The following is a 21,083-nucleotide window of genomic DNA, read 5'->3' as shown; positions in this document are numbered from 1 at the left end:
TCTGCACGTTGTGTCCTGATGTGTCCTGCCATCCTCCCCTCCCCAGGAGGCACAATGCTGTCCCCCACACGTACGAGAGCGATGCTCCTGGCATCCGGCGCCGCAATCGCCGGACTGCTGGTGGCCGGGCTCTCGACGGGCGTCTCGCACGCCGCCGACAACGAGAGCTGTCGCCCCGACGGGCTGTACAAAACGGCCGGCGTCGACGTCCCGTACTGCTCGGTCTACGACTCCGAAGGCCGCGAGAAGATGGGCGCCGACCACCAGCGCCGCGTCATCGGATATTTCACCGGCTGGCGCACCGGCAAGAACGGCGAGCCGGCCTACCTGGCCAACAACATCCCGTGGTCCAAGGTCACCCACCTGAACTACGCCTTCGCCCACGTGGGCGCCGACAACAAGATCTCCGTCGGCGCGGACAACGCGAACAACGCCGCCACCGGGATGACCTGGCCGGGCGTCGCGGGCGCCGAGATGGACCCGGCCCTCCCGTACAAGGGCCACTTCAACCAGCTGACCAAGTTCAAGAAGCAGTACCCGAACGTCAAGACGCTGATCTCGGTCGGCGGCTGGGCGGAGACGGGCGGCTACTTCGGGGACGACGGCAACCGCGTGGCCTCCGGCGGCTTCTACTCCATGGCCACCAACGCCGACGGCTCGGTCAACCAGGCCGGCATCGACACCTTCGCCGACTCCTCCGTCGAGTTCATCCGCAAGTACGGGTTCAACGGCGTCGACATCGACTACGAGTACCCGACCACCATGAAGGACGCGGGCAACCCGCTGGACTGGCAGCTCTCCAACGGACGGCGCGCCGGCCTGGTCCAGGGCTACGCGGCCCTGATGAAGTCGCTGCGCGAGAAGCTCGACCGCGCGGGCGCCGCCGACGGCAAGCACTACCTGCTCTCCGTCGCCGCCCCCTCCTCCGGCTACCTGCTGCGCGGCATGGAGACGTTCCAGATGCAGAGGTACCTGGACTACGTCAACATCATGTCCTACGACCTGCACGGCGCCTGGAACGAGTACGTCGGCCCCAACGCCTCGCTCTTCGACGACGGCAAGGACGCCGAACTGGCGGCCGCCGGCGTGTACTCCACCTCCCAGTACGGCGGCATCGGCTACCTCAACACCGACTGGGCCTACCACTACTTCCGCGGCTCCATGCCGGGCGGGCGCATCAACATCGGCCTGCCGTACTACACCCGCGGCTTCAAGAACGTGCAGGGCGGCACGGACGGCCTGTGGGGCAAGGCCCCCGCGACCACCTGCCCGGCCGGCGCGGGCCTGACCAAGTGCGGCGACGGCGCGGTCGGCATCGACAACCTGTGGCACGACAAGGACACCAACGGGGCCGAGTCCCCGGCGGGCTCCAACCCGATGTGGCACGCCAAGAACCTGGAGAAGGGTGTCGTCGGCGACTACGTCACCAAGTACGGCTTCCCTGCGAACACCGCGCTGACCGGCACCTACGCCCGCAAGTACGACTCCACCCTGGTGGCGCCGTGGCTGTGGAACTCCCAGAAGAAGGTCTTCCTCTCCACGGAGGACGAGCAGTCCGTGGGCGCCAAGGCCGACTACGTGGTCAACAAGGGCATCGGCGGCACGATGGTCTGGGAGCTGGCGGGCGACTACGCGTACAACGCGGCCAAGGGCCAGTACGAGATGGGCGACACGCTCACCTCGCTGATGTACGACAAGTTCAAGGCGGCCGCCCCGTACGGCGCGAAGAAGGCGGGCGCGGCGCTGCCCGCCCAGGCCGTGGACATCAAGACGGAGTTCAACGAGTTCAAGCTGGGCGACTCCAACTACCCGATCACCCCGAAGCTCAAGATCACCAACAACACGAAGACGACGCTGCCCGGCGGCACCGAGTTCCAGTTCGACTACGGGACCTCGGCCCCGGACAACGCCTCGGACCAGTCCGGCTTCGGCACGAAGGTGATCAGCAGCGGCCACACGGGCAACAACGTCGGCGGGCTGAAGGGCGACTTCCAGCGGGTCTCCCTGAAGCTCCCGGCCTGGCAGACGCTGGCCCCGGGCGCCTCGGTCGACCTGGCGTTCAACTACTACCTGCCGGTTTCCACGCCCTCCAACTGGACGGTGAACATCTCCGGCACCACCTACGCCCTCGCCGGGGACCTGGCGCGCGGCACCACGGTGACGGAGCCGGGCGGCACCCAGCCCCCGACCACCCCGCCGACCACTCCCCCGACCACGCCGCCCACCACCCCGCCCCCGACGGGCGGGACCTGCACCAACCCGGCGTACGTGGCGGGCACGGTCTACAACAGCGGAAACCTCGTCTCCCACAAGGGCCACAACTGGAAGGCCCAGTGGTGGACGCAGAACGAGGAGCCCGGCACCACGGGCGAGTGGGGCGTCTGGAAGGACCAGGGCGCCTGCTGACACCCGCTGGGTGAACCCCTGACGCGAGGACCCGGTGGCCCGGCGGCCACCGGGTCCTCGCATGTGGCTGTCACATTCCGGAGGGCTGTCCGGTCTCCACTGATGAAGGCGCCCGATCGAACCAGGGAAGAACGGACACCATGAGCACCATCCTCGTCACCGGAGGCACCGGAAACCTCGGCTCGCTCGTCAGCGAGCGGCTGACCGGGGCGGGCCACGGGGTCCGCGTCCTGAGCCGGCACGCCCCGGACCACCCCGTCGACCTGCGGGACGGCAGCGGGCTGGACGCGGCGATGGCGGGCGCGGAGGTGGTCGTCCACTGCGCGAGCGACACGCGGCACGCGGGCAAGGGCGACGAGGCGGCCGCGCGGCACCTGATCGGGGCGGCCCGCCGGGCGGGGACCGTCCGGAACATCGTCTACATCTCGATCGTCGGGGTGGACGAGGTCCCCCTCGGCTACTACGAGAGCAAGCTGAGGGTGGAGCGGCTGCTGGAGGGGTCCGGGCTGGGCGTGACGATCCTGCGCACGACCCAGTTCCACGACCTGGTCGCCCAGGTGGTCGACATGGCGGCGAAGCTGCCGGTCGTACCGCTGCCGAAGGGGGTCCGGGTCCAGCCGATCGCCGTGGAGGAGGTCGCGGACCGCCTGGCGGAACTGGCGGTCCCGACCCCGTCGGGCCGCGTCCCGGACATGGGCGGCCCGGAGATCCACCCCCTGCCGGAACTGGCCCGCACCTACCTGAAGGCAACGGGCCGCCACCGCCGCATCCTCCCCGTCCCCCTGGCGGGCAAGACCTACGCGGCCTTCCGCCGAGGCGGCAACCTGACCCCGTCCCACGCGGCGGGCCGAGGCACGTTCGCGCAGTTCGCGGCGGGGCGGGGGCGGTAGGGGGCGGGGCGCTCCGCCTGGGCGGGGTGCCGGCCCGGCGGAGTCCGGGAGTTGCAGCGGGGTGGGCGGTAGACGGGAGCCGGGCGGGCGGGTCCGTCCTGCTGGTCGGTGGCTTCGGGGGTCGGGACCCAAGCGGGGGGCATCAGGGAGGGTTTGGGGGTTTCCGTCAGCCGCCGAACACTGCCTCCTGTGCCGCCTCCCGGGCGGCCTCGCGGGCTCCCGCCAGGATGGCCGAGCCGCCCAGGGACGTGGCGCGGACCGTGGTCGGGACCGGGGTCAGGGTGGTCAGGCGGTGGGCTACCCGGGCGGCCAGGGCGGGGCCGCCCGCGCGGCCCAGTTCGCCCGCCAGGACCACGCATCCCGGGTCCAGGACGGCGGCCACCGCCGCCGCGCCCAGGGCCAGGCGTTCGGCCAGGGCTTCGAGGAAGGCCTCGCCCGCGGCTCCCGCCACGGCCTCCTCCGCCGGGCCCGTGAAGCCGTGTTCGGCCGCCAGGGCCGTCACGGCGTCCCGGCCGGCCAGGGCGTGGAAGCCGCCCCCGCAGTCGGTGGCCGAAGGCAGGGCGCCGGTGCCCGGGACCGGGAGGAAGCCGATCTCGCCCGCCCCGCCGGAGGCGCCCCGGCGCAGCCGGCCGTCCAGGACCACGGCGGCGCCCACCCCGGCGCCGAGCCACAGCAGGACGAAGGAGTCGAGGTCGCGCGCCACGCCCAGGCGCTGCTCGGCGAGGGCCGCCAGGTTGGTCTCGTTCTCGACGATCACCACGGCGGGCAGGCTCCGCTGGAGGGCCGCCACGAGGTCGCGGTGCCAGGCGGGCAGGCCGCTGGTGGAGCGGAGTTCGCCGGTGGCGGGGGCGACCAGGCCGGGCGCGCCGATGACGACGGTGTGCAGCTCCTCGGCCCCGGCCTCGCGGGCGGTGCGCAGCAGGGCCGCCACCGCGTCCTCGGGGGCTCCGACGGGCAGGGCGGTCTCGGCGAGGGGGTGGCCGAGGAGGTCGGTGATGACGGCGGTCACGCTGTCGGTCCGTACGTCGAGGGCTGCCAGGTGGGCCCGGCGGGCGACGATCCCGTACAGCTTGGCGTTGGGGCCGCGCCGCTGTTCGCCCGATTCCCCGACGACCTCGATCAGTCCGGCCTCGGTGAGCCGGTCGAGGAGGTCGGCGACGGAGGGGCGGGAGAGGCCGGTCATGGTCTTGAGCTGGTTGGCCGTCAGCGGCCCGGCCTCCTGGAGGAGTTGCAGGGCCAGGCGGTCGTTGATGGCGCGGGCCGTGCTCGGCGAGGCGGGGGACGGCGGCGCCGGGCTGGGGCCGGAGGTGGGGCCGGAGGTGGGGCCGGAGGTGGGGCCGGAGGTGGGGCCGGAGGTGAGGGCTGGGGTCACGGCGCCATCCTAGGGAGTCGCATCCACTAACTATCAGGCAGGCTCCCTGATAGTTTATCTGTCATGACAGGGGAAACAGACCTCAGCCCCGCGCGCCTGCGCCGTGCCCGTTTCGCGATCGCCGCCGTGTTCTGCGCTCACGGCGCCGTCACCGGCTCCTTCGCCACCCGCATCCCCTGGATCCAGGAGCACGCCCAGCTCAGCGCGGGCACCCTGGGCCTCGCCCTCGCCTTCCCCGCCCTGGGCGCGGCGCTCGCGATGCCGCTGGCCGGGCGGATCAACCACCGTTTCGGTGCCCGCGCCGCACTGCGCGCCCTGCTCGCGCTGTGGACCCTCTCCCTCGTCCTCCCGAGCCTGGCCCCGAACCTGCCCACCCTCTGCTTCGCGCTCTTCGTCTACGGAGCCACCTCCGGCATGTCGGACGTGGCGATGAACGCGCTCGGCGTGGAGACCGAGAACCGGCTGCGGCGCTCGATCATGTCCTCGCTGCACGGCATGTGGAGCGTGGGCGCGCTCCTCGGCTCGGCCGCCGGTACGGTCGCCGCGCACGCCGGGGCCGACGCCCGGCTGCACCACCTGATCGCCGCCTGCGCGCTCACCGCGGCCGGGCTGGTCGCCGTACGGGGCGTGCTCGATCTGAAGGCGGCCGCGGACGCGGAGGCTCCGGCGCACTTCGCGCTGCCGCCGAAGTCCGCGGTGCTGATCGGGGCGATCGGGTTCTGTGCGGTCTTCGCGGAGGGCGCGAGTCTGGACTGGTCGGCGGTCTACCTGCGGGACGTCCTGGACACCGACGCCGGTCTGGCGGCGGCCTCCACCACGGCCTTCGCGCTGACCATGGCCGTCGCCCGGCTCGCCGGGGACCGGGTGGTGGACCGGTTCGGGGCCGTGCGCACGGTCCGGGTGGGCGGGGTGCTCGCGACCGCGGGCGGGCTGCTCGTGGTGACGGCCCGGCACCCCGCGGCGGCGATGGCCGGCTTCGGGCTGATCGGGCTCGGCATCGCAGTGGTGGTGCCGCTGGCCTTCGCGGCCGCGGCGCGCAGCGGGCCGGCCCCGGCGCAGGCCATCGCGGGCGTCGCGACGATCACGTACACGTCCGGGCTGATCGCGCCGTCGGCGATCGGCGCCGTGGCGGACGCGACCTCGCTCGTGGTGTCCTTCGGGCTGGTCACCCTGCTGGCGTTCGCGCTGGTGGCGGGGGCGGCCGTACTGCGGCAGAAGCCGTCCGGACAAGGGCTTGACCAGGCCAATCAAGAAAAACCTGCCGCAATCCGGCCGTAAAATATCGCTGGCCCGCGCAGTGAACCGACTCCGTGCGGCCTCGATGCTTGACCGGCTGACGAAACGGAAGTGGTGGACCATGGGCTTCGGCGTGCGCTGGACCCTGCACGGAGACGGGCGGACCCCCGCCCCCGGCGCGGTGGTACGGCCGGACGAGCGGCTTTCGTGGCCGCGGACCGCCGGGCTCGGCGCCCAGCACGTCGTGGCGATGTTCGGCGCGAGCTTCGTCGCGCCGGTTCTGATGGGTCTGGACCCGAACCTGGCCATCATGATGTCCGGTATCGCGACGGTCATCTTCCTCCTCGCGACGCGCGGCCGGGTCCCCTCCTACCTGGGCTGTTCGCTCTCCTTCGTCGGCGTCGCCGCGGCGATCCGCGCCTCGGGCGGGGACAGCGCCGTGGTGACCGGCGCGGTCTTCGTCGTCGGCGCCGCGCTGTTCCTGGCCGGTCTCGCCGTGCAGCGCTTCGGCGCGCGGATCATCCACGCGGCGATGCCTCCGGTGGTGACGGGCGCGGTGGTCATGCTGATCGGCTTCAACCTGGCGCCGGTGACGGCCTCGACGTACTGGCCGCAGGACCAGTGGACGGCGCTGCTGACCATGGCGTTCACGGGGCTCGCGGTGGTCTGCCTGCGCGGCTTCTGGTCGCGCATCGCGATCTTCCTCGGGCTGGTCTTCGGGTACGCGCTCTCCTGGATCCTGGACCTGGTCTTCGGGAAGATCCACTCCCCCGCGGGCGGGGCCGAGGCCGTCGACCACTGGCGCCTGGACCTCTCCGGGGTGGGCAAGGCCGACTGGATCGGGCTGCCGTCCTTCCACGCACCGGAGTTCCAGTGGTCGGCGATCCTGATCGCGCTGCCGGTGGTGATCGCGCTGATCGCCGAGAACGCCGGGCACATCAAGGCCGTCGGCGAGATGACCGGCGACCCGCTGGACGACAAGCTCGGCACCGCGATCGCGGCGGACGGCGCCGCGTCCATGCTGTCGACGGCGGTGGGCGGCCCGCCGAACACCACGTACTCCGAGAACATCGGGGTCATGGCCGCGACCCGGGTCTACTCCACGGCGGCGTACTGGGCGGCGGCGGGCTTCGCGCTGCTCTTCGGGCTGTGCCCCAAGTTCGGCGCGGTCGTCGCGGCGATCCCGGGCGGGGTGCTCGGCGGCATCACGGTCATCCTGTACGGAATGATCGGCCTGCTCGGCGCCCAGATCTGGATCAACGGGCGGGTGGATCTGCGCAATCCGCTGAACCTGGTGCCGGCCGCGGCGGGCATCATCATCGGCGTGGGCGGCGTGAAGCTGCAGATCACCGACAGCTTCGAGCTCGGCGGCATCGCGCTGGGCACGATCGTGGTGATCACCGGCTACCACGCGCTGCGCTACTTCGCCCCCGCGCACCTGAAGCGGCAGGAGCCGCTGCTGGACTCGGGCACGTCCGCCTACGACGACCGGGACGACAAGGACGACAAGGACAAGAAGGACGGCATGGACACGCCGCGTTGACGCGGATGTTGACGGGGTTTCGCCCGAACCGGGGAAGCGTACGGCCAAGTTCCCCGGATCCGGGCCGGTGCCTGCAACTCTGCCTCCCATGGAAGCGGTGCTGGCGCGGATGCGCGCCCTGGACGAGCGGCTCCCGCCGCAGGACGGTGTCGCCGTCTTCAACCGGGTCTACCTGACGGTCACGGAGACCCTGCACCGGCGCATCGGCAGCGGCGGCTTTCCGGCGCCGCGGCGGGCCGAGACGCTCAGCGTGCGGTTCGCCGAGCGGTACCTGGCGGCGGTGGAGGCGGACCGGGCCCCGGCCTGCTGGCGCCCCCTGCTCCAGAACCGCCGCCACCCGGGGATCCGCCCGCTCCAGCACGCCCTGGCCGGGATCAACGCGCACATCGGGCACGACCTGGCGGTGGCGGTGGTGTCCACGTGCCGCGCCCTGGAGTGCGAGCCCGCCGCCCTCGAAGCCGACTTCGACCGGGTGGGCGACACCCTGGTCGCCCTGGAGGAACACATCCGGGAGGACCTGATGCCGGGCCCGGACCTCCTGGAGATCGCCGACCCGCTGACCCACCTGGTCGGATCGTGGAGCCTGGACCGCGCCCGTGCGGGCGCCTGGGCGGCAGCCCGCCTGCTGTGGACGCTGCGCCGCTCGCCCGAACTGGCCGAGGAGTTCCGCGAGTCCCTCGACGCCGGGGTCGGCCTGGTGGGCCGCTGTCTGCTGACGCCGACGGGCTCACATCCGGTACGACCTGCGTATACATCCGTCTAACCTGGCCGGGTGACCAGCTTCGCCACGCACCGCCTCCGGGTGCACGACACCGCCCGCCCGCCGTACCGGCGGCTGTCGGCGCTGCGCACCTGCCTGACGGAGTTCTCTCCGTACGGTTTCTACGCCACCTACCACCACCTGTGCCGCAGTGCGGGGATCCCGCGCGACCTGGGCGAGGATCCCGAGTCGCTGGTGCGGGCGGTGGAGGAGCTGCACGAGGCACGGCAGGTGTGGCTGGACGCGCTCGCGGCGTGGCAGGTCGGGCGGCGGGCGCAGAAGCGGGCGGGTGTGCGCCGGCCGGACCCCCCTCAGCCGTCGGACTGGCTGTTCTGGCCGGACCCGGAGTTCCATCCCGGGGGCCGGCTCGTCGACGTGATGCCCGGGGTGATGCGGGGGCGGCCCGACGTCGAGGGCCACCAGGGCCGGGACGGCGTGTGCCCCGTGTGCCGGTCCGACCGGGGAACCGTGGAGTGGGACCGCGACGGGTACGGGATCCGCACCCTGTGCGCGGGGTGCGGTCTCGGGCTGGGCCGCAGGCCGTCCGAACATGCGGACGTACGGCAGCGGATCGAGGTGCGCGGCGCGTTCCGGCGGCGCAGGCACCTCATCTGGACGCGGGCCCTGGAGGCGTGAGTACGGGGGCATGAAAACGGGCCGCCGCCGCGTTCGTGCGCGGAGGCGGCCCGTGGCCATGGGTGCCGGGGAGGTCAGTCCTCGGGGAGTTCGACCGGCGCGATCTCGTCGTAGACGTCGCCCGGGCCCGGGTTGGTGGCGTCCGTGGAGCCGCCGAGGTGGTGCATGACGCCCCAGACCGCGTTCAGGGCGGTCTGGACGGCGCCCTCGGCCCAGCCGGCCGTCCAGGAGATGTCGTCGCCCGCGAGGAAGATGCCGCGCTTGTCCTCGGGGAGGCGGTCCTGCATGAAGTGGGTGAACAGGCGCCGCTGGTAGCGGTAGTGACCCGGCAGGTTGGCCTTGAACGCGCCCATGAAGTAGGGCTCGTTCTCCCACGACACGGTCACCGGGTTGCCGATGATGTGGCGGCGGATGTCGACCTTCGGGTAGATCTCGCCGAGGGACTTCAGCATGACCTCCATCCGCTCGTTCGCGGACAGCGGCAGCCACTTCAGGCTGTCGTCGCACCAGGTGTAGGACAGGCAGATGACGGCCGGCTTGTCCGGGCCGTTGTCCAGCAGGTACGTACCGCGGGTCATGCGGTCCGTCAGGGTCATCGACATGACGTCGCGGCCCGTCTCCTCGTCCTTGTCGAGCCAGAAGGGGCGGTCGACCGGGATGAAGAGCTTGCTGGACTCCATGTAGTGGGTGCGCTCGATCGCCGTCCAGTGGTCGATCGGGAAGAGCGTGTCGTCGCACGCGATCTTCGACAGGAGCATCCAGGACTGGGCCGTGAAGATCGCGGCGCGGTACGTACGGATGTCGCCGGACGCGTCGGTGACCGTGATGCGGTTGCCGGCCGTGCGGTGCAGGCGGGTCACCGCGGGGCGCGGGGTGCCCTCGTGCAGGGAGGACAGCGACGTGCCCTGGGCCCAGTGGATGATCTTCTCGGGCTCGCGCTCCCACAGGCGCGTCGGGAGCTGCTGCGAGCCGCCCACGATGCCGCGGTGGTGGTCGTCGGCCTCGGTGTAGACGACGCGCAGGATCTCCAGGATGGAGTTCGGGAAGTCGGTGTCCCAGCCGCCGGTGCCGAAGCCGACCTGGCCGAAGATCTCGCGCTTGCGGAAGGACTGGAAGGCCTCGGACTTGCAGAGGAAGCCGTAGAAGGTCTCGTCGTCGAGCTTCTCGACGAGCTTCGCCCAGATCTCGCGGATGCGCGGGACGTCCCGCTCGCGCATCGCGGTGTTCATGTCGGAGAAGTCGGCGCCCTCGTCCAGGCAGGCGTTCCACGCGGCGGACACGTCGCGGTAGACCTGCGGGAGGTCGGCGATGGTCTCGGCGTAGTGGGTCTCGCCCTTGAGGTCGACGACCGTGGAGGGGGTGGACTCGGCGAGCGGGTTCGGGAAGGGCTCCGTCACCAGGCCGACGAGGTCGATGTAGTGCTGGAGGGCGGTGGAGGACGGCGGGAAGCGCATGGCGCCCATCTCCGCGGTCAGGCCCTCGGTGCCGGCGCCCTCGAAGCCGACGGTGCGCAGGCGGCCGCCGATCTGGTCGGCCTCGTAGACGACGGGCTTGAGGCCCATCTTCATCAGCTCGTAGGCGGAGATGATGCCGGACAGTCCGCCGCCGATGACGGCGACCTCGGTGCCGTGCTCGGTCGCCGGTATCTGGCCCAGGCCCGCCGGGTGGGCGAGGAAATCGTCGTACGCGTACGGGAAGTCCGGGCCGAACATGGTGATCGGCGGCTGTCCGTCGCTGTGCGGGACGGCGGTGGTGGGCACCGTGGACGTCATGGGGGTACGTCTCCTTGCGGCAGAGCTGGGGGAAGCGGGGGTTTTAGACGAGGGAGGCGTAGAGCCCGGGGCGCCGGTCGCGCAGGTAGGGGTTGGCCGTGCGCGACGCCTGCAGCAGCTCGGGGTCGGCCTCGCCGAACACCAGCTCCTCGCCGCGGCCGGCCCGGGTCCGGGTGACCCCGTCGGGGCTCGCCAGGCAGCTGAGTCCGACGAACTCGAACTCGCCTTCCGGACCGGTGCGGTTGACGTACGCGATGTACATCTGGTTCTCGAAGGCCCGTACGGGGACGAGCTGTTCGGCGACGAACTGGAACGGGTGCATCTGCGCGGTCGGCACCAGGAGGAGGTCGGTGCCGGCGAGCGCGTGGGCCCGGACGTTCTCGGGGAACTCCACGTCGTAGCAGATCATGATGCCGATGCGGAGGCCGCCGAGGTCCGCCTGGACCACCGTGGTGTCACCGGGGGTGAAGGCGTCCTGTTCGAAGCAGCCGAAGAGGTGCGTCTTGCGGTAGTTCGCGAGGCGCTCCCCGTCGGGGCCGATGAGCTGGGCCGCGTTGTACACGGCCTCGCCCGACCGCTCGGGGTAGCCGTACAGGACGGCGACCCCGTGGCGGCGGGCGATCTCGCCGATGGCGCGGGCGGACATGCCGTCGGCCGGCTCGGCGAGGGCGGCGATGTCCTCGATCTCCAGCGCGTAGCCGGTGAGGAACATCTCCGAGGTCACGAGGAGCCCGGCCCCGCTCTGTGCGGCGCGCGATGCGGCCTCTTCGAGCGCCTTGAGGTTCTCGGCGGTGTCGCCGAGCCGTCCGGAGCTCTGGAGGAGGGCGGTGCGCAGCGGGGGCATGGACTACCTCTGTGGCAGGAGGGGTGGGGGTCATAAGACGGTACGTTCGGGCGTTCGACCCGGACAAGCCGTGACCGTTGCGCTGCGCGCATCGATTCGTTGCGTGTTCCGGGGCGGGTGCGGTGATTCGTTGCGCGGGGCCCCGTGAGGCCCCGCGGACCCCCTTACGAGGCCGTGCGGAAGGCCGGGTGCGCGCCCAGGAAACGTAGATCGTCGAGGATGTCGGGGGTGTGGTTGGAGACGACGCGGCCGCTCCAGGTGTCGACGAGGGCGGGGACGGTCAGCTCGCCGTCGAAGTGGTGGCCGGCGGCCTCGTAGGCGAGGCGCAGCGCGGTGTGTCCGGGGGCGTCGGCGTCTGCGCCGGGGGCCGGGGCGAGGACGGTGGCGGCGACGGAGTCCGCGAGGCCCAGCTCGGCGAGGGCGGCGGTCACCCGCAGGGAGCGGGGACAGCCGGCGGAGAGGTAGAGGCGGTAGCGGTGCGGGACCGGGGAGAACCCGGCGCCTATGCGGCCGCGCAGGGCGGGGGCGGGTCCGGTGCGGGGCAGGACGGTGTGCGACATGACTCTCCTGGGGCGGGCGCGGGCTCCTGGCGGAGGGCTTACGGAGTCGGTCGGGGCGGTGGCGCGGTCGGCGCGGGGGCTCCTCGCGGGGCCGTGGGGTCAGCCGAGGGGCCGGCGCGGTCGGCGTCGGGGGTCCTGGCGGAGGCCGTATCGGGTCGGCCGAGAGGCAGCGCGGTCAGCGCCCGTCCCGTGTCGGCGGCGGTAGGGCATCAGCCGGGAAGCCCGCGCGGTCGGCGCCGGACCCGTGGCCGGACCCGTGGCCGTACGGCGTCAGCCGCGAGGGCTCGTGGCGGAGGGCGTACGGGGTCAGGCTCGCGGGCCGAAGGCGCTGCAGACCCGCAGGAGGTCGATGTGCAGGCGCCGGGTCAGCCACCAGCGGCGGAGGGTCTGCGCCCCCGCGTCCGCCGTCCTGGCCTCGTCCACCAGTCCCCGCCCCCCCGTCCCGTCATGGGCGCCCCGCCCTGCGGTGGTTACCCTTCCCGCGGGGGGCGCCGGCCAATCGTGGCCGTCCCCGCAGTCTCATGGCGGCGTACGGGGCCGTCAAGAAGGCGGTGACGACCGACCGCGTCGCCGCACCGACGGAAGGAGCTCCGCACCCATGTCCGCCGAGGTACTCGACAATCCGGTCTGGACCGCGCTGAACGGGCCGCACCGCGGCTTCGCGGAGCACGGCCCCGCGGGCCTGGCCGCCCGCTACACCGGGGACACCACCCCGTTCGCCGGGCTCTCCGATCCGGAGGATCCGCGCGCCTGGGCGGACCTGGCCGAGCTGGCGGGGCCCGGGGAGGAGGTCTGGCTGACCGGGCTGCCGACGCCGCCGGCGGGGTGGGAGACGGTGCTGAACCTGCCGGGCGTCCAGCTGGACGGGAGCGGGGTACGGGCCGAGGCGGCGCCGGAGGCGGTGGTGCTGGGGCCCGGCGACGTGCCGGAGATGCTGGAGCTGGTCGAGCTGACCCGGCCGGGGCCGTTCCTGGACCGGACGGTGGAGCTGGGCACGTACCTCGGGATCCGGCACGAGGGGCGGCTCGTCGCGATGGCGGGGGAACGGATGCGGCCGCCGGGGTGGTCGGAGATCAGTGCGGTGTGCACGCATCCGGAGCACCGGGGGCGGGGGCTGGCGGCCCGGCTGGTGCGGGCGGTCGCGCGGGAGGTCCGGGAGCGGGGGGACGTGCCGTTCCTGCACGCGGCGGCGTCCAACACGTCCGCGGTCCGGCTCTACGAGGCGATGGGGTTCGCGTTGCGGCGCGAGCCGGTCTTCCTGGGGCTGCGGACCCCGGCCAAGGAGGCCTGACCGTCGGGTGCCTACGCAGGCGCGCCGGACGTGAAGCGGCGGAGCAGGGGCGAGAGGACCAGGACCGACTTGGTGCGTTCCACGAACGGTTCGCCCGCGATGCGTTCCAGTACGCGCTCGAAGTGCCGCATGTCGGAGGCGAAGACCTGGACGAGGGCGTCCGCGTCGCCGGTGACGGTCGACGCGGACACCACCTCGGGGTACCGCTCCAACCCTCGCCGGATGTCGTCCGGCGAGGTGTTGTGGCGACAGTAGATCTCGATGAAGCCCTCGGTCTCCCAGCCCATCGCGGCCGGGTCCACCCGGACCGTGAAGCCCGTGATGGCGCCCTCGGCCCGCAGCCGGTCCACGCGCCGCTTCACGGCGGGGGCGGAGAGCCCGACCTCGGAGCCGATGTCCGCGTAGGAGCGGCGGGCGTCCTCGGCGAGGGCGTGCACGATGCGTTCGTCGAGATCGTTCAGTCGCACTGCGGGTGGATCACTTCTCTGCTGTGGCCAATGTGGAGCGGCGCATGCCGTACAGGAAGTAGACCACGATGCCGACGATCATCCAGCCACCGAAAACGATCCAGGTGGCGGTATCCAGGCTGAACATCATGTAGACGCAGGCCGCGACGCCGAGGATCGGCGTGACGGGGAAGAGCGCCACCTTGAAGGTGCGCGGCATGTCCGGGCGGGTCTTGCGCAGCACCACGACCGCGACGTTCACGAGGCCGAAGGCGAACAGCGTGCCGATGCTGGTGGCGTCCGCCAGCTTGCCCAGGGGGATGAAGGACGCGAGGGCGCCGCAGAAGAGGGAGACGATGACCACGTTGGCGCGGGGCGCGCCGGTCTTCTCGTCGACCTTGGCGAAGACCTTGGGGACGAGGCCGTCGCGGGACATCGCGAAGAGGATGCGGGTCTGGCCGTAGAGGACGGCGAAGACGACGGAGGCGATGGCGACGACGGCACCGGCGGCCAGCACGACGCCCCAGAAGCTGTGGCCGGTGACGTCGGTCATGATCTGCGCGAGCGCGGCCTCGGTGCCTTCGAAGTCCTGCCACGGCATGGCGCCGACGGCGACGAAGGCGACGATGACGTAGAGGACCGTGACGATCAGCAGCGAGAGCATGATCGCGCGCGGCAGGTCCCGCTTGGGGTTCTTGGCTTCCTCACCCGCGGTGGAGGCGGCGTCGAAGCCGATGTAGGAGAAGAACAGCGAGGCGGCGCCGGCGCTGATGCCGGTGATGCCGAGGGGGGCCAGCGGGGCGTAGTTGCCGGCCTTGATGCCCATGAAGCCGATGCCGATGAAGAGCAGCAGGGTGACGATCTTCACGCCGACCATGATCGAGTTGATCCGGGCGCTCTCCTTGGCGCCGCGCATCAGGAAGACCATCGAGAGCAGGACGACGATCAGTGCCGGCAGGTTGATGAAGCCGCCTTCGCCCAGCGGCGCCGAAACGGCTTCGGGGATGGTGACCCCTATCGTGCCGTCGAGGAGTTCGTTGAGGTAGTCGCCCCAGCCCACGGCGACCGCCGCCACGGAGACGCCGTATTCCAGGACCAGGCACCAGCCGCACACCCAGGCGATGAACTCGCCCATGGTGGCGTAGGCGTACGAGTACGAAGACCCGGAGACCGGGACGGATCCGGCCAGCTCCGCGTAGGACAGGGCGGAGAAGAGCGCGGTCAGGCCGGCGATGACGAACGAGATCATCACGGCCGGACCGGCCTTGGGAGTGGCGGTGCCGAGGACGACGAAGATGCCGGTGCCCAGCGTGGCGCCGATGCTGATCATCGTCAGCTGCCACATGGTGAGGGAGCGGCGCAGCGAGCCGCCCTCGCCCTGGCCGCCCTCGGCGACGAGCTGCTCGACGGGCTTGCGGCGGAGCAGGGCGTGGACGGGCCTGCGGGGCTCGGTCGTGACGGGTGGCGCCTGGCCGGTGTCGAGCACGAAGGGACTCCTTCTTCACTGCGGATGGGGACTGTCAGGCGTCGACCGCAGCGGTCCGGAGCAAGGATCAGGCAGAAGCCCGCCTGGGCATGGGGGACCGCCGAGCAGGCGGTCCTCGCCACTCCACGTACAGCGAGTGAGCCTACGAGCTGAGTGATACCGCCCGTAATGCACCATCCTTGCACATTGGCGCACGATCGTTGCGCGGATCTGTCCTGGATGGTCCTTTGTTGCGCGCGGACGATCGATCACTGCGCAGACCGCCATCGCCCCCTTTCTTGACACTTCGTCAGATCTGCCGCAGCGTGCCGCCATGGATCTGGACGTGCTCTACGAGATCGACGTGCCGAGGCCCTGGCACGGAGCCCACCCGCACGGTCAGCGGGCCGCCGAGCAGCGCGCCTACCGGGAGGCCGTCGAGCAGATCCGGCTGGCCGACCGGATGGGCTTCCGCACGGTGTGGGCGGTCGAGCACCACTTCCGCGAGGGCCGCTCCCACTGCCCGGCCCCCGAGGTGCTCCTCGGGCACCTGGCCGGGCTGACCGAGCGGATCCGGCTCGGCTTCGGGGTGACCCTGACCCCCTTCGGCTTCACGCCTCCGCAGCGGATCGCGGAGAAGGTGGCCACCGTGGACGTGCTGTCCGGGGGCCGTGTGGAATGGGGCACCGGGCGCTCCACGCCCATGGAGCAGGCGGCCTTCGGGGTGGACCGGGAGAGGTCGCGCGACGACTGGCGCGAGGCGATCGGGATCGTGGCCGGCATGTGGCGGGAGGAGTACTTCGCCTACGAGTCGGAGCGGTTCCGCTTCCCGCGCCGCATGGTGACGCCGAAACCCGTCCAGGATCCGCATCCGCCCGCCTGGATGGCGGCCACCTCCCCCGGCTCGGCCGAGGTGGCGGGGGCGGCCGGGCTCGGGCTGCTCTCGTTCTCGATCATGCAGCCGCTGGAGGCGATGGCCCGGCAGGTGGCGGCCTACCGGAATGCCGCGCGCGCTCCGCGGCCGCTCACCGACGTCACGACGGACCGGGTCAGCGCCTACACCCTCGTCCACGCGACGGCGCCGGGCACGGCACCCGGCGCCCGCGTGTGGGACTCGGTGGCCTGGTGGTATTCGAACCTGGCGCAGTTCACGCTGGAGTGGGAGCTGCCGCACCTGGATGCCGCGGAACGCGAGCGGACCTTCCCGCTGCTCACCCCGATCCTGGAAGGGGAAGTTCCGGTACGGGAGTTCAGCGACGGGGACATGATCCTGATCGGGGACGCGGAGACGATCGTCGCCAAGGCCAAGCGGTACGCGGACCTCGGCGTGGACCAGTTGATCTGCTACGTGCAGTGGGGATACCTGGAGCACCGGGAGATCCTGCGGACCATCGAGATCCTGGGGAAGGAAGTCATTCCGGAACTCGTCCGCTACGAGCCCCGGACGACCGCCCCGTGACCGCGCCGACCGCCGGCGGCGCCGAAGGCCTCGACACCTCCCCCGTGCCCGACTACGCCGCCCTGCACCGCCTCGACGGCCGCCGGATCGTGCTGCTCGGCGCCGGCAACGGCATCGGCCGCCAGACCGCCCACGCCCTCGCCGCCGCGGGCGCCCGCGTGCTGTGCGCGGACCTCGACGGCGAACGCGCCCGGGCCGTCGCCGCCGAGACCGGGGGCGTCCCGTACACCGCCGACGTGACCCGCCGCGCGGCCGTACGGGACCTCTTCGCGCGCGCCCCCGCGCTGCTGGGCGGCCCGGTGGGCGGGGTGGTCGACATCGTCGGCATGGCCCGGTACGCGGGCCTGCCCGACCTCGACGACGCCGGCTGGGACTGGCACTTCGACGTGGTCCTGCGGCACGCCTGGCTCGCCGTCCAGTACGGCGGCGAGGCCGTCGCCGCGGCCGGCGGCGGCCCGCTCGTCTTCGTGGCCTCGGTCTCGGGCCTGACGGCGGCCCCGCTGCACGCCGCGTACGGGGCCGCGAAGGCCGGGCTCATGGCATTGGTGCGCTCCGCGGCGGTGGAACTGGGTCCGCGCGGGGTACGGGTGAACGCGGTGGCGCCGGGGGTGGTGTGGACGCCGCGGGTCGCCGCCCTGCTCGGACCCGAGGGTCGGCGGCGCAACGCGGAGAACGCCCCGCTGGGCCGGGTCGCCGGGACCGCGGACATCGCGGCCGCCCTGTATTTCCTCGTCTCGCCGCTGTCCTCGTACGTGACGGGACAGACTCTGGTGGTGGACGGCGGGGTCGGAGTGAAGTTCCCGTATCCGACGATCGGAGGCGAAGAGTGATACCACCGGGCGCCGAGACCGACACCGGGACCGACGGCCACGCCGGCGGCCCCTGGCTGGACCCCGGCCCCTTCCTGCGCGGGGTCGCCTGGCTGGACAAGGGCCGCCCGGTGCGGGCGGACCCGGCGGACACCATGCGGCTGCCGTGGGACACGGGCGAGCGGGCCACCCTGCCCATCGGGGTGCGGCTGGAGTTCACCACCGAGACCGCGCACGCGGTGGAGATCCGCTACCGGGCGACCGTGCCCGGCCCCACCGACGCCCTGCGCGACCTCGCGCACGTCTTCGCGCTGTGGGACCGGCACGGAGTGGTCTGCGAGGTGTTCGGCGAACCGGCCGCGGAGGCCGTCGTACGGATGGAACTGCACGGCGGCGGCGGCCCCTTCACCCTCCACCCGCCCGAGACGCAGTCCCCGCTCGTCCTCGGCCTGCGCGGGATCGGCGGCCCGCTCGCGCCGGCCCCGCCCGCCCCGCGCTGGGTGGTCCACGGCGACTCCATCACCGAGGGATGGTGGTCCACCCGCCCCGCCCACGGCTGGCCCTCGGTCACCGGCCGGGCGCTGGGCTGGGACACCGTCAACCTCGGCTACGCGGGCGCCGCCCGCGGTGAACTCGCCACCGCCGAACAGCTCGCGGGCCTGCCCGCCGATGTCCTCACGCTCGCCTTCGGCACCAACTGCTGGTCCCGGGTGCCGTATTCGGCGCCGCTCCTCTACGAGACCACGCGCGTGTTCCTCGAACTGGTCCGGCAGGGGCATCCGCGGACCCCGCTCCTGCTGGTCTCCCCCGTCCTGCGGCCCGACGCCGAGCGGACCCCGAACCGGCTCGGTGCCACCCTGGGCGCGCTGCGCGACGCGATGGAACGCGCCACCCGGGACCGGATCGCCGCCGGGGACGACCGGTTGGCCGTGCTGCCGGGCCGGGACCTGCTGGGACCCGAGCACCTGGAGGACGGGCTGCACCCCAACGACGCGGGACACCGGGTTCTGGGCCTCGCTGTGGCCACGGCCCTGCGGCGCGCCGGGTTCGACGGGGGGTGAGTGAAACACCCCACAGCGGTCGCCGTGAACAGATCTCTCCCATCGGGGCGTGTCCTGAGCACAGTTGCCGGCGCTGAGGCGGCGGACACGACAGACACCACAGTGGGAGAGATCAAGATGGGCATGAAGCGCGGAACCACCCTTGCCGCGGCCGCGATCGCCGTCGTCCTGGCCGCGAGCGCCTGCGGTCCGGCGGACGACAAGGCCGCCGACACGGCCAAGCCGGCCGGCGCCGCCTCCGCCCAGGCCTCCTCACCGGCCCCGGCGGCGGACGGCTCCGGCGCGAAGCCCGCCGGACAGCTGGCGGTCGCCACCGGTGAGCAGCTCGGCTCGGTCCTCACCGACGGCGCCGGGCTCACCCTCTACCGCTTCGACAAGGACACCGCCAAGCCGTCGAAGTCGAACTGCGACGGGGACTGCGCGAAGACCTGGCCGGTGGTCGCGGCCGGCGACGCCACCGCCGCGGCGGGCATGGACCCGGCGCTGCTGGGCGAGGTGGTGCGCAGCGACGGCACCAAGCAGCTGACGGTGGCCGGCTGGCCCGCGTACCGCTTCAACAAGGACACCAAGGCCGGCGACCTCAACGGCCAGGGCGTCGGCGGGGTGTGGTTCGCGTTCGCCCCGGACGGCAAGAAGGCGGCGAAGGCGGCTCCGACCGCGGGCGGTGCGGCCGAGGCGGGCGCGGGTCTGTCCGTGGCGAAGGACCCCAAGCTCGGCGACCACATCGTCGACGGCAAGGGCATGACCGTCTACCGGTTCAAGCCGGACACCGCGTGGCCGATGGTGTCCAAGTGCGAGGGCGACTGCGTGGCCAAGTGGCCGGTCGTCCCGCCGGTGGACAAGGCGAACGCCAAGGGCATCACCGAGCGCAACTACCTGGTGCTGGACCGCCCGGACGGCAAGAAGCAGCAGACGGTCGACTGCTGGCCCGTCTACACCTTCACCGGTGACAAGAAGCCCGGCGACATCAACGGGCAGGGCGTGGGCGGCACCTGGTACGCGGTCTCCCCCGACGGCAAGCTCATCACCGTCCAGTAGCCCGGGCCCTCCCCGCCCCCGCTCCCCCTCCCCCCACCCTTCCGACCGCGCGGCCCCTCGCCCACCTCCCCCAGGGCAGGGGCCGCGCACCGTTCCGCCCCGGCCGGGCCGTGCCTAGACTCGGCCGCATGCTGCGCGTACTGGCCGTCGACGACGAGAAGCCGCTCCTGGAGGAGCTCCTCTACCTGCTGCGCTCCGATCCCCGGGTGCGCAGCGCGGAGGGGGCCTCGGACGCCACCGAGGCGCTGCGCCGGATCACCCTGGCCCTGGAGGCCGGGCCGGACGGGGCGGACGGCATCGACGTGGTCTTCCTCGACATCCACATGGCCGGGCTGACCGGTCTGGACATCGCCCGGCTGCTGGCCGGGTTCGCGCGGCCGCCGCTGATCGTGTTCGTCACCGCCCACGAGGGTTTCGCCGTACAGGCCTTCGACCTCAAGGCCGTGGACTACGTGCTCAAGCCCGTACGCCCGGAGCGGCTGGCCGAGGCCGTCCGGCGGGCGTGCGCGCAGCTGGGCCGGAGCGGGGAGGCTCCGCCGCCGGTCACCGAGCCCGCTTCGACCGTGCCGGTGCAGCGCCGGCCGGCCGCCGAGGTCACCATCGCCGACCGCACTCCCGACCAGATCGCCGTCGAACTGGGCGGCGTCACCCGCTTCGTGGCCATCGCCGACATCGCCTACGTCGAGGCCCAGGGGGACTACGCCCGCCTGCACACCGACGAGGGCAGCCACCTGGTCCGGATCCCGCTGTCCACGCTGGAGGAGCGGTGGGCGGCGCGCGGGTTCGTACGGATCCACCGACGGCACCTGGTGGCGCTGGCCCGCATCGACGAACTCCGGCTGGACGCGGGCACGACGAGCGTGCGGGTCGGGTCGGCCGAGCTCCAGGTGAGCCGTCGCCACGCGCGGGAGCTGAGGGACCTCCTGATGCGGCACGCGACCGGCTGACCGTCCGGCGGCGCCGGGGTGCCGTTCGTCGCACGGCGAGTGGCGTACGGCGATCCGGCGGGGCCGGCCGCCGCCGATGGGGGGCGCGCCCGCGTATCGTGGATCTTCCGGCGCGGGAGGAGCGTGATGTCCGAAATCCAGGCACTGCTCGACGCGCTGAACGGCCTGCCGCGTGCGCTGCCGGCGGGGCCGACCGAGGCGGAGGCGCTGCTGGCCCGCCTGCGGAGTGCGGCCGCTCGGTGGGCGGATGTCCTGTACGAGGCCGGGGAGGGTGTCCGCGGCCAGGTCCCACCCCGTGCGGAGGCGGCACTGACGCTGGCCTTCCGGCGGGCGGAGGAGTCGTACGTCGAGCTGGAGATCGCCCTCCGCGACTGCGCGGAACACCGCGACCCGGCCGTCTGACCGCGTCGCCGCTGCGCGGGGCCTTCCCCCACCCCGCCCCTTCCCGAAACTGGGGCTCCGCCCCAGACCCCGCGCCTCAAACGCCGGCGAGGCTGGATATGCCGCCGCGCGGCAATTCCAGCCCGCCCGGCGTTTGAGGGCACGGG

General features: G+C 72.6%; 19 protein-coding genes. 13 read left to right on the top strand and 6 right to left on the bottom strand.

Annotated features, from left to right (window positions below; all coding sequences use genetic code 11):
- Positions 1-54 precede the first annotated feature (54 nt).
- A complete protein-coding gene (locus ACFWBN_RS35870; protein WP_385184664.1) occupies positions 55-2,406 on the top strand; it encodes a chitinase C-terminal domain-containing protein in 2,352 nt (783 codons plus the stop codon).
- 140 nt (positions 2,407-2,546) lie between these two features.
- Positions 2,547-3,296 (top strand): SDR family oxidoreductase, encoded by a 750-nt coding sequence (locus ACFWBN_RS35865; protein WP_385184662.1) that lies wholly within the window; start codon positions 2,547-2,549, stop codon positions 3,294-3,296.
- Positions 3,297-3,462: 166 nt separating this feature from the next.
- Here ACFWBN_RS35865 and ACFWBN_RS35860 read toward each other — a convergent pair whose 3' ends face one another.
- The gene (locus ACFWBN_RS35860; protein ID WP_385184695.1) at positions 3,463-4,548 is read right to left on the bottom strand and encodes an ROK family protein; all 1,086 of its coding nucleotides are present in this window, start codon (positions 4,546-4,548) and stop codon (positions 3,463-3,465) included.
- A gap of 183 nt (positions 4,549-4,731) precedes the next feature.
- Here ACFWBN_RS35860 and ACFWBN_RS35855 point away from each other — a divergent pair, with 183 nt between their 5' ends.
- The 4 genes from ACFWBN_RS35855 (at position 4,732) to ACFWBN_RS35840 (ending at position 8,843) form a co-directional block, all read left to right on the top strand.
- Positions 4,732-5,946 carry an MFS transporter gene (locus tag ACFWBN_RS35855; protein ID WP_385184659.1) on the top strand — a complete coding sequence of 405 codons (1,215 nt, stop codon included), beginning with the start codon at positions 4,732-4,734 and terminating at the stop codon, positions 5,944-5,946.
- Positions 5,947-6,025: 79 nt separating this feature from the next.
- Complete coding sequence (locus ACFWBN_RS35850) at positions 6,026-7,447, top strand: uracil-xanthine permease family protein (protein WP_385184692.1); 1,422 nt, start codon at positions 6,026-6,028, stop codon at positions 7,445-7,447.
- An 88-nt stretch (positions 7,448-7,535) separates the two neighbouring features.
- Positions 7,536-8,210, top strand: a complete 675-nt coding sequence (locus ACFWBN_RS35845; RefSeq protein WP_385184657.1) for a DUF5995 family protein — start codon at positions 7,536-7,538, stop codon at positions 8,208-8,210.
- A gap of 9 nt (positions 8,211-8,219) precedes the next feature.
- On the top strand, positions 8,220-8,843 hold the full coding sequence (locus ACFWBN_RS35840) for a hypothetical protein (protein WP_385184654.1): 624 nt from the start codon (positions 8,220-8,222) through the stop codon (positions 8,841-8,843).
- Between the two features lie 74 nt (positions 8,844-8,917).
- On the opposite strand, the gene ACFWBN_RS35835 is transcribed toward ACFWBN_RS35840, so the two are convergent.
- The 3 genes from ACFWBN_RS35835 to ACFWBN_RS35825 form a co-directional block, all read right to left on the bottom strand.
- A complete protein-coding gene (locus ACFWBN_RS35835; protein ID WP_385184652.1) occupies positions 8,918-10,615 on the bottom strand; it encodes a flavin monoamine oxidase family protein in 1,698 nt (565 codons plus the stop codon).
- 43 nt (positions 10,616-10,658) lie between these two features.
- The gene (locus ACFWBN_RS35830; RefSeq protein WP_385184649.1) at positions 10,659-11,459 is read right to left on the bottom strand and encodes a carbon-nitrogen hydrolase family protein; all 801 of its coding nucleotides are present in this window, start codon (positions 11,457-11,459) and stop codon (positions 10,659-10,661) included.
- 164 nt (positions 11,460-11,623) lie between these two features.
- Complete coding sequence (locus ACFWBN_RS35825; RefSeq protein WP_385184647.1) at positions 11,624-12,019, bottom strand: hypothetical protein; 396 nt, start codon at positions 12,017-12,019, stop codon at positions 11,624-11,626.
- A 598-nt stretch (positions 12,020-12,617) separates the two neighbouring features.
- On the opposite strand from ACFWBN_RS35825, the gene ACFWBN_RS35820 reads away from it, so the two are divergent.
- Positions 12,618-13,310 (top strand): GNAT family N-acetyltransferase, encoded by a 693-nt coding sequence (locus ACFWBN_RS35820; RefSeq protein ID WP_385184644.1) that lies wholly within the window; start codon positions 12,618-12,620, stop codon positions 13,308-13,310.
- Between the two features lie 11 nt (positions 13,311-13,321).
- Here the strand turns inward: ACFWBN_RS35820 and ACFWBN_RS35815 are convergent, their stop codons facing one another.
- Positions 13,322-13,777, bottom strand: a complete 456-nt coding sequence (locus ACFWBN_RS35815) for an Lrp/AsnC family transcriptional regulator (RefSeq protein ID WP_007262967.1) — start codon at positions 13,775-13,777, stop codon at positions 13,322-13,324.
- Positions 13,778-13,787: 10 nt separating this feature from the next.
- On the bottom strand, positions 13,788-15,242 hold the full coding sequence (locus ACFWBN_RS35810; RefSeq protein ID WP_385184641.1) for an amino acid permease: 1,455 nt from the start codon (positions 15,240-15,242) through the stop codon (positions 13,788-13,790).
- Between the two features lie 313 nt (positions 15,243-15,555).
- On the opposite strand from ACFWBN_RS35810, the gene ACFWBN_RS35805 reads away from it, so the two are divergent.
- From ACFWBN_RS35805 to ACFWBN_RS35780, 6 genes are all read left to right on the top strand, one after another.
- On the top strand, positions 15,556-16,680 hold the full coding sequence (locus ACFWBN_RS35805) for an LLM class flavin-dependent oxidoreductase (protein ID WP_385184638.1): 1,125 nt from the start codon (positions 15,556-15,558) through the stop codon (positions 16,678-16,680).
- Positions 16,677-17,510 (top strand): SDR family NAD(P)-dependent oxidoreductase, encoded by an 834-nt coding sequence (locus ACFWBN_RS35800; RefSeq protein WP_385184635.1) that lies wholly within the window; start codon positions 16,677-16,679, stop codon positions 17,508-17,510. The genes ACFWBN_RS35805 and ACFWBN_RS35800 overlap by 4 nt, the downstream gene beginning before the upstream one ends.
- Entirely contained in the window at positions 17,507-18,550 is a 1,044-nt protein-coding gene (locus tag ACFWBN_RS35795) for a GDSL-type esterase/lipase family protein (protein WP_385184633.1), read from the top strand. Before ACFWBN_RS35800 ends, ACFWBN_RS35795 begins: the two co-directional genes overlap by 4 nt.
- A gap of 117 nt (positions 18,551-18,667) precedes the next feature.
- Positions 18,668-19,588: an SCO0930 family lipoprotein gene (locus ACFWBN_RS35790; RefSeq protein WP_385184689.1), complete on the top strand. Its 921-nt coding sequence runs from the start codon at positions 18,668-18,670 to the stop codon at positions 19,586-19,588.
- Positions 19,589-19,716: 128 nt separating this feature from the next.
- On the top strand, positions 19,717-20,535 hold the full coding sequence (locus ACFWBN_RS35785) for a LytR/AlgR family response regulator transcription factor (RefSeq protein ID WP_385184630.1): 819 nt from the start codon (positions 19,717-19,719) through the stop codon (positions 20,533-20,535).
- Positions 20,536-20,661: 126 nt separating this feature from the next.
- Entirely contained in the window at positions 20,662-20,937 is a 276-nt protein-coding gene (locus tag ACFWBN_RS35780; protein WP_385184627.1) for a hypothetical protein, read from the top strand.
- Positions 20,938-21,083 lie beyond the last annotated feature (146 nt).

Origin of the sequence: Streptomyces sp. NPDC059989, from assembly GCF_042736975.1 — a bacterium.
GTDB lineage: Bacteria > Actinomycetota > Actinomycetes > Streptomycetales > Streptomycetaceae > Streptomyces.
Note: the sequence above shows the minus strand (reverse complement) of the source record. Positions and strands in the feature narration are given on the sequence as shown.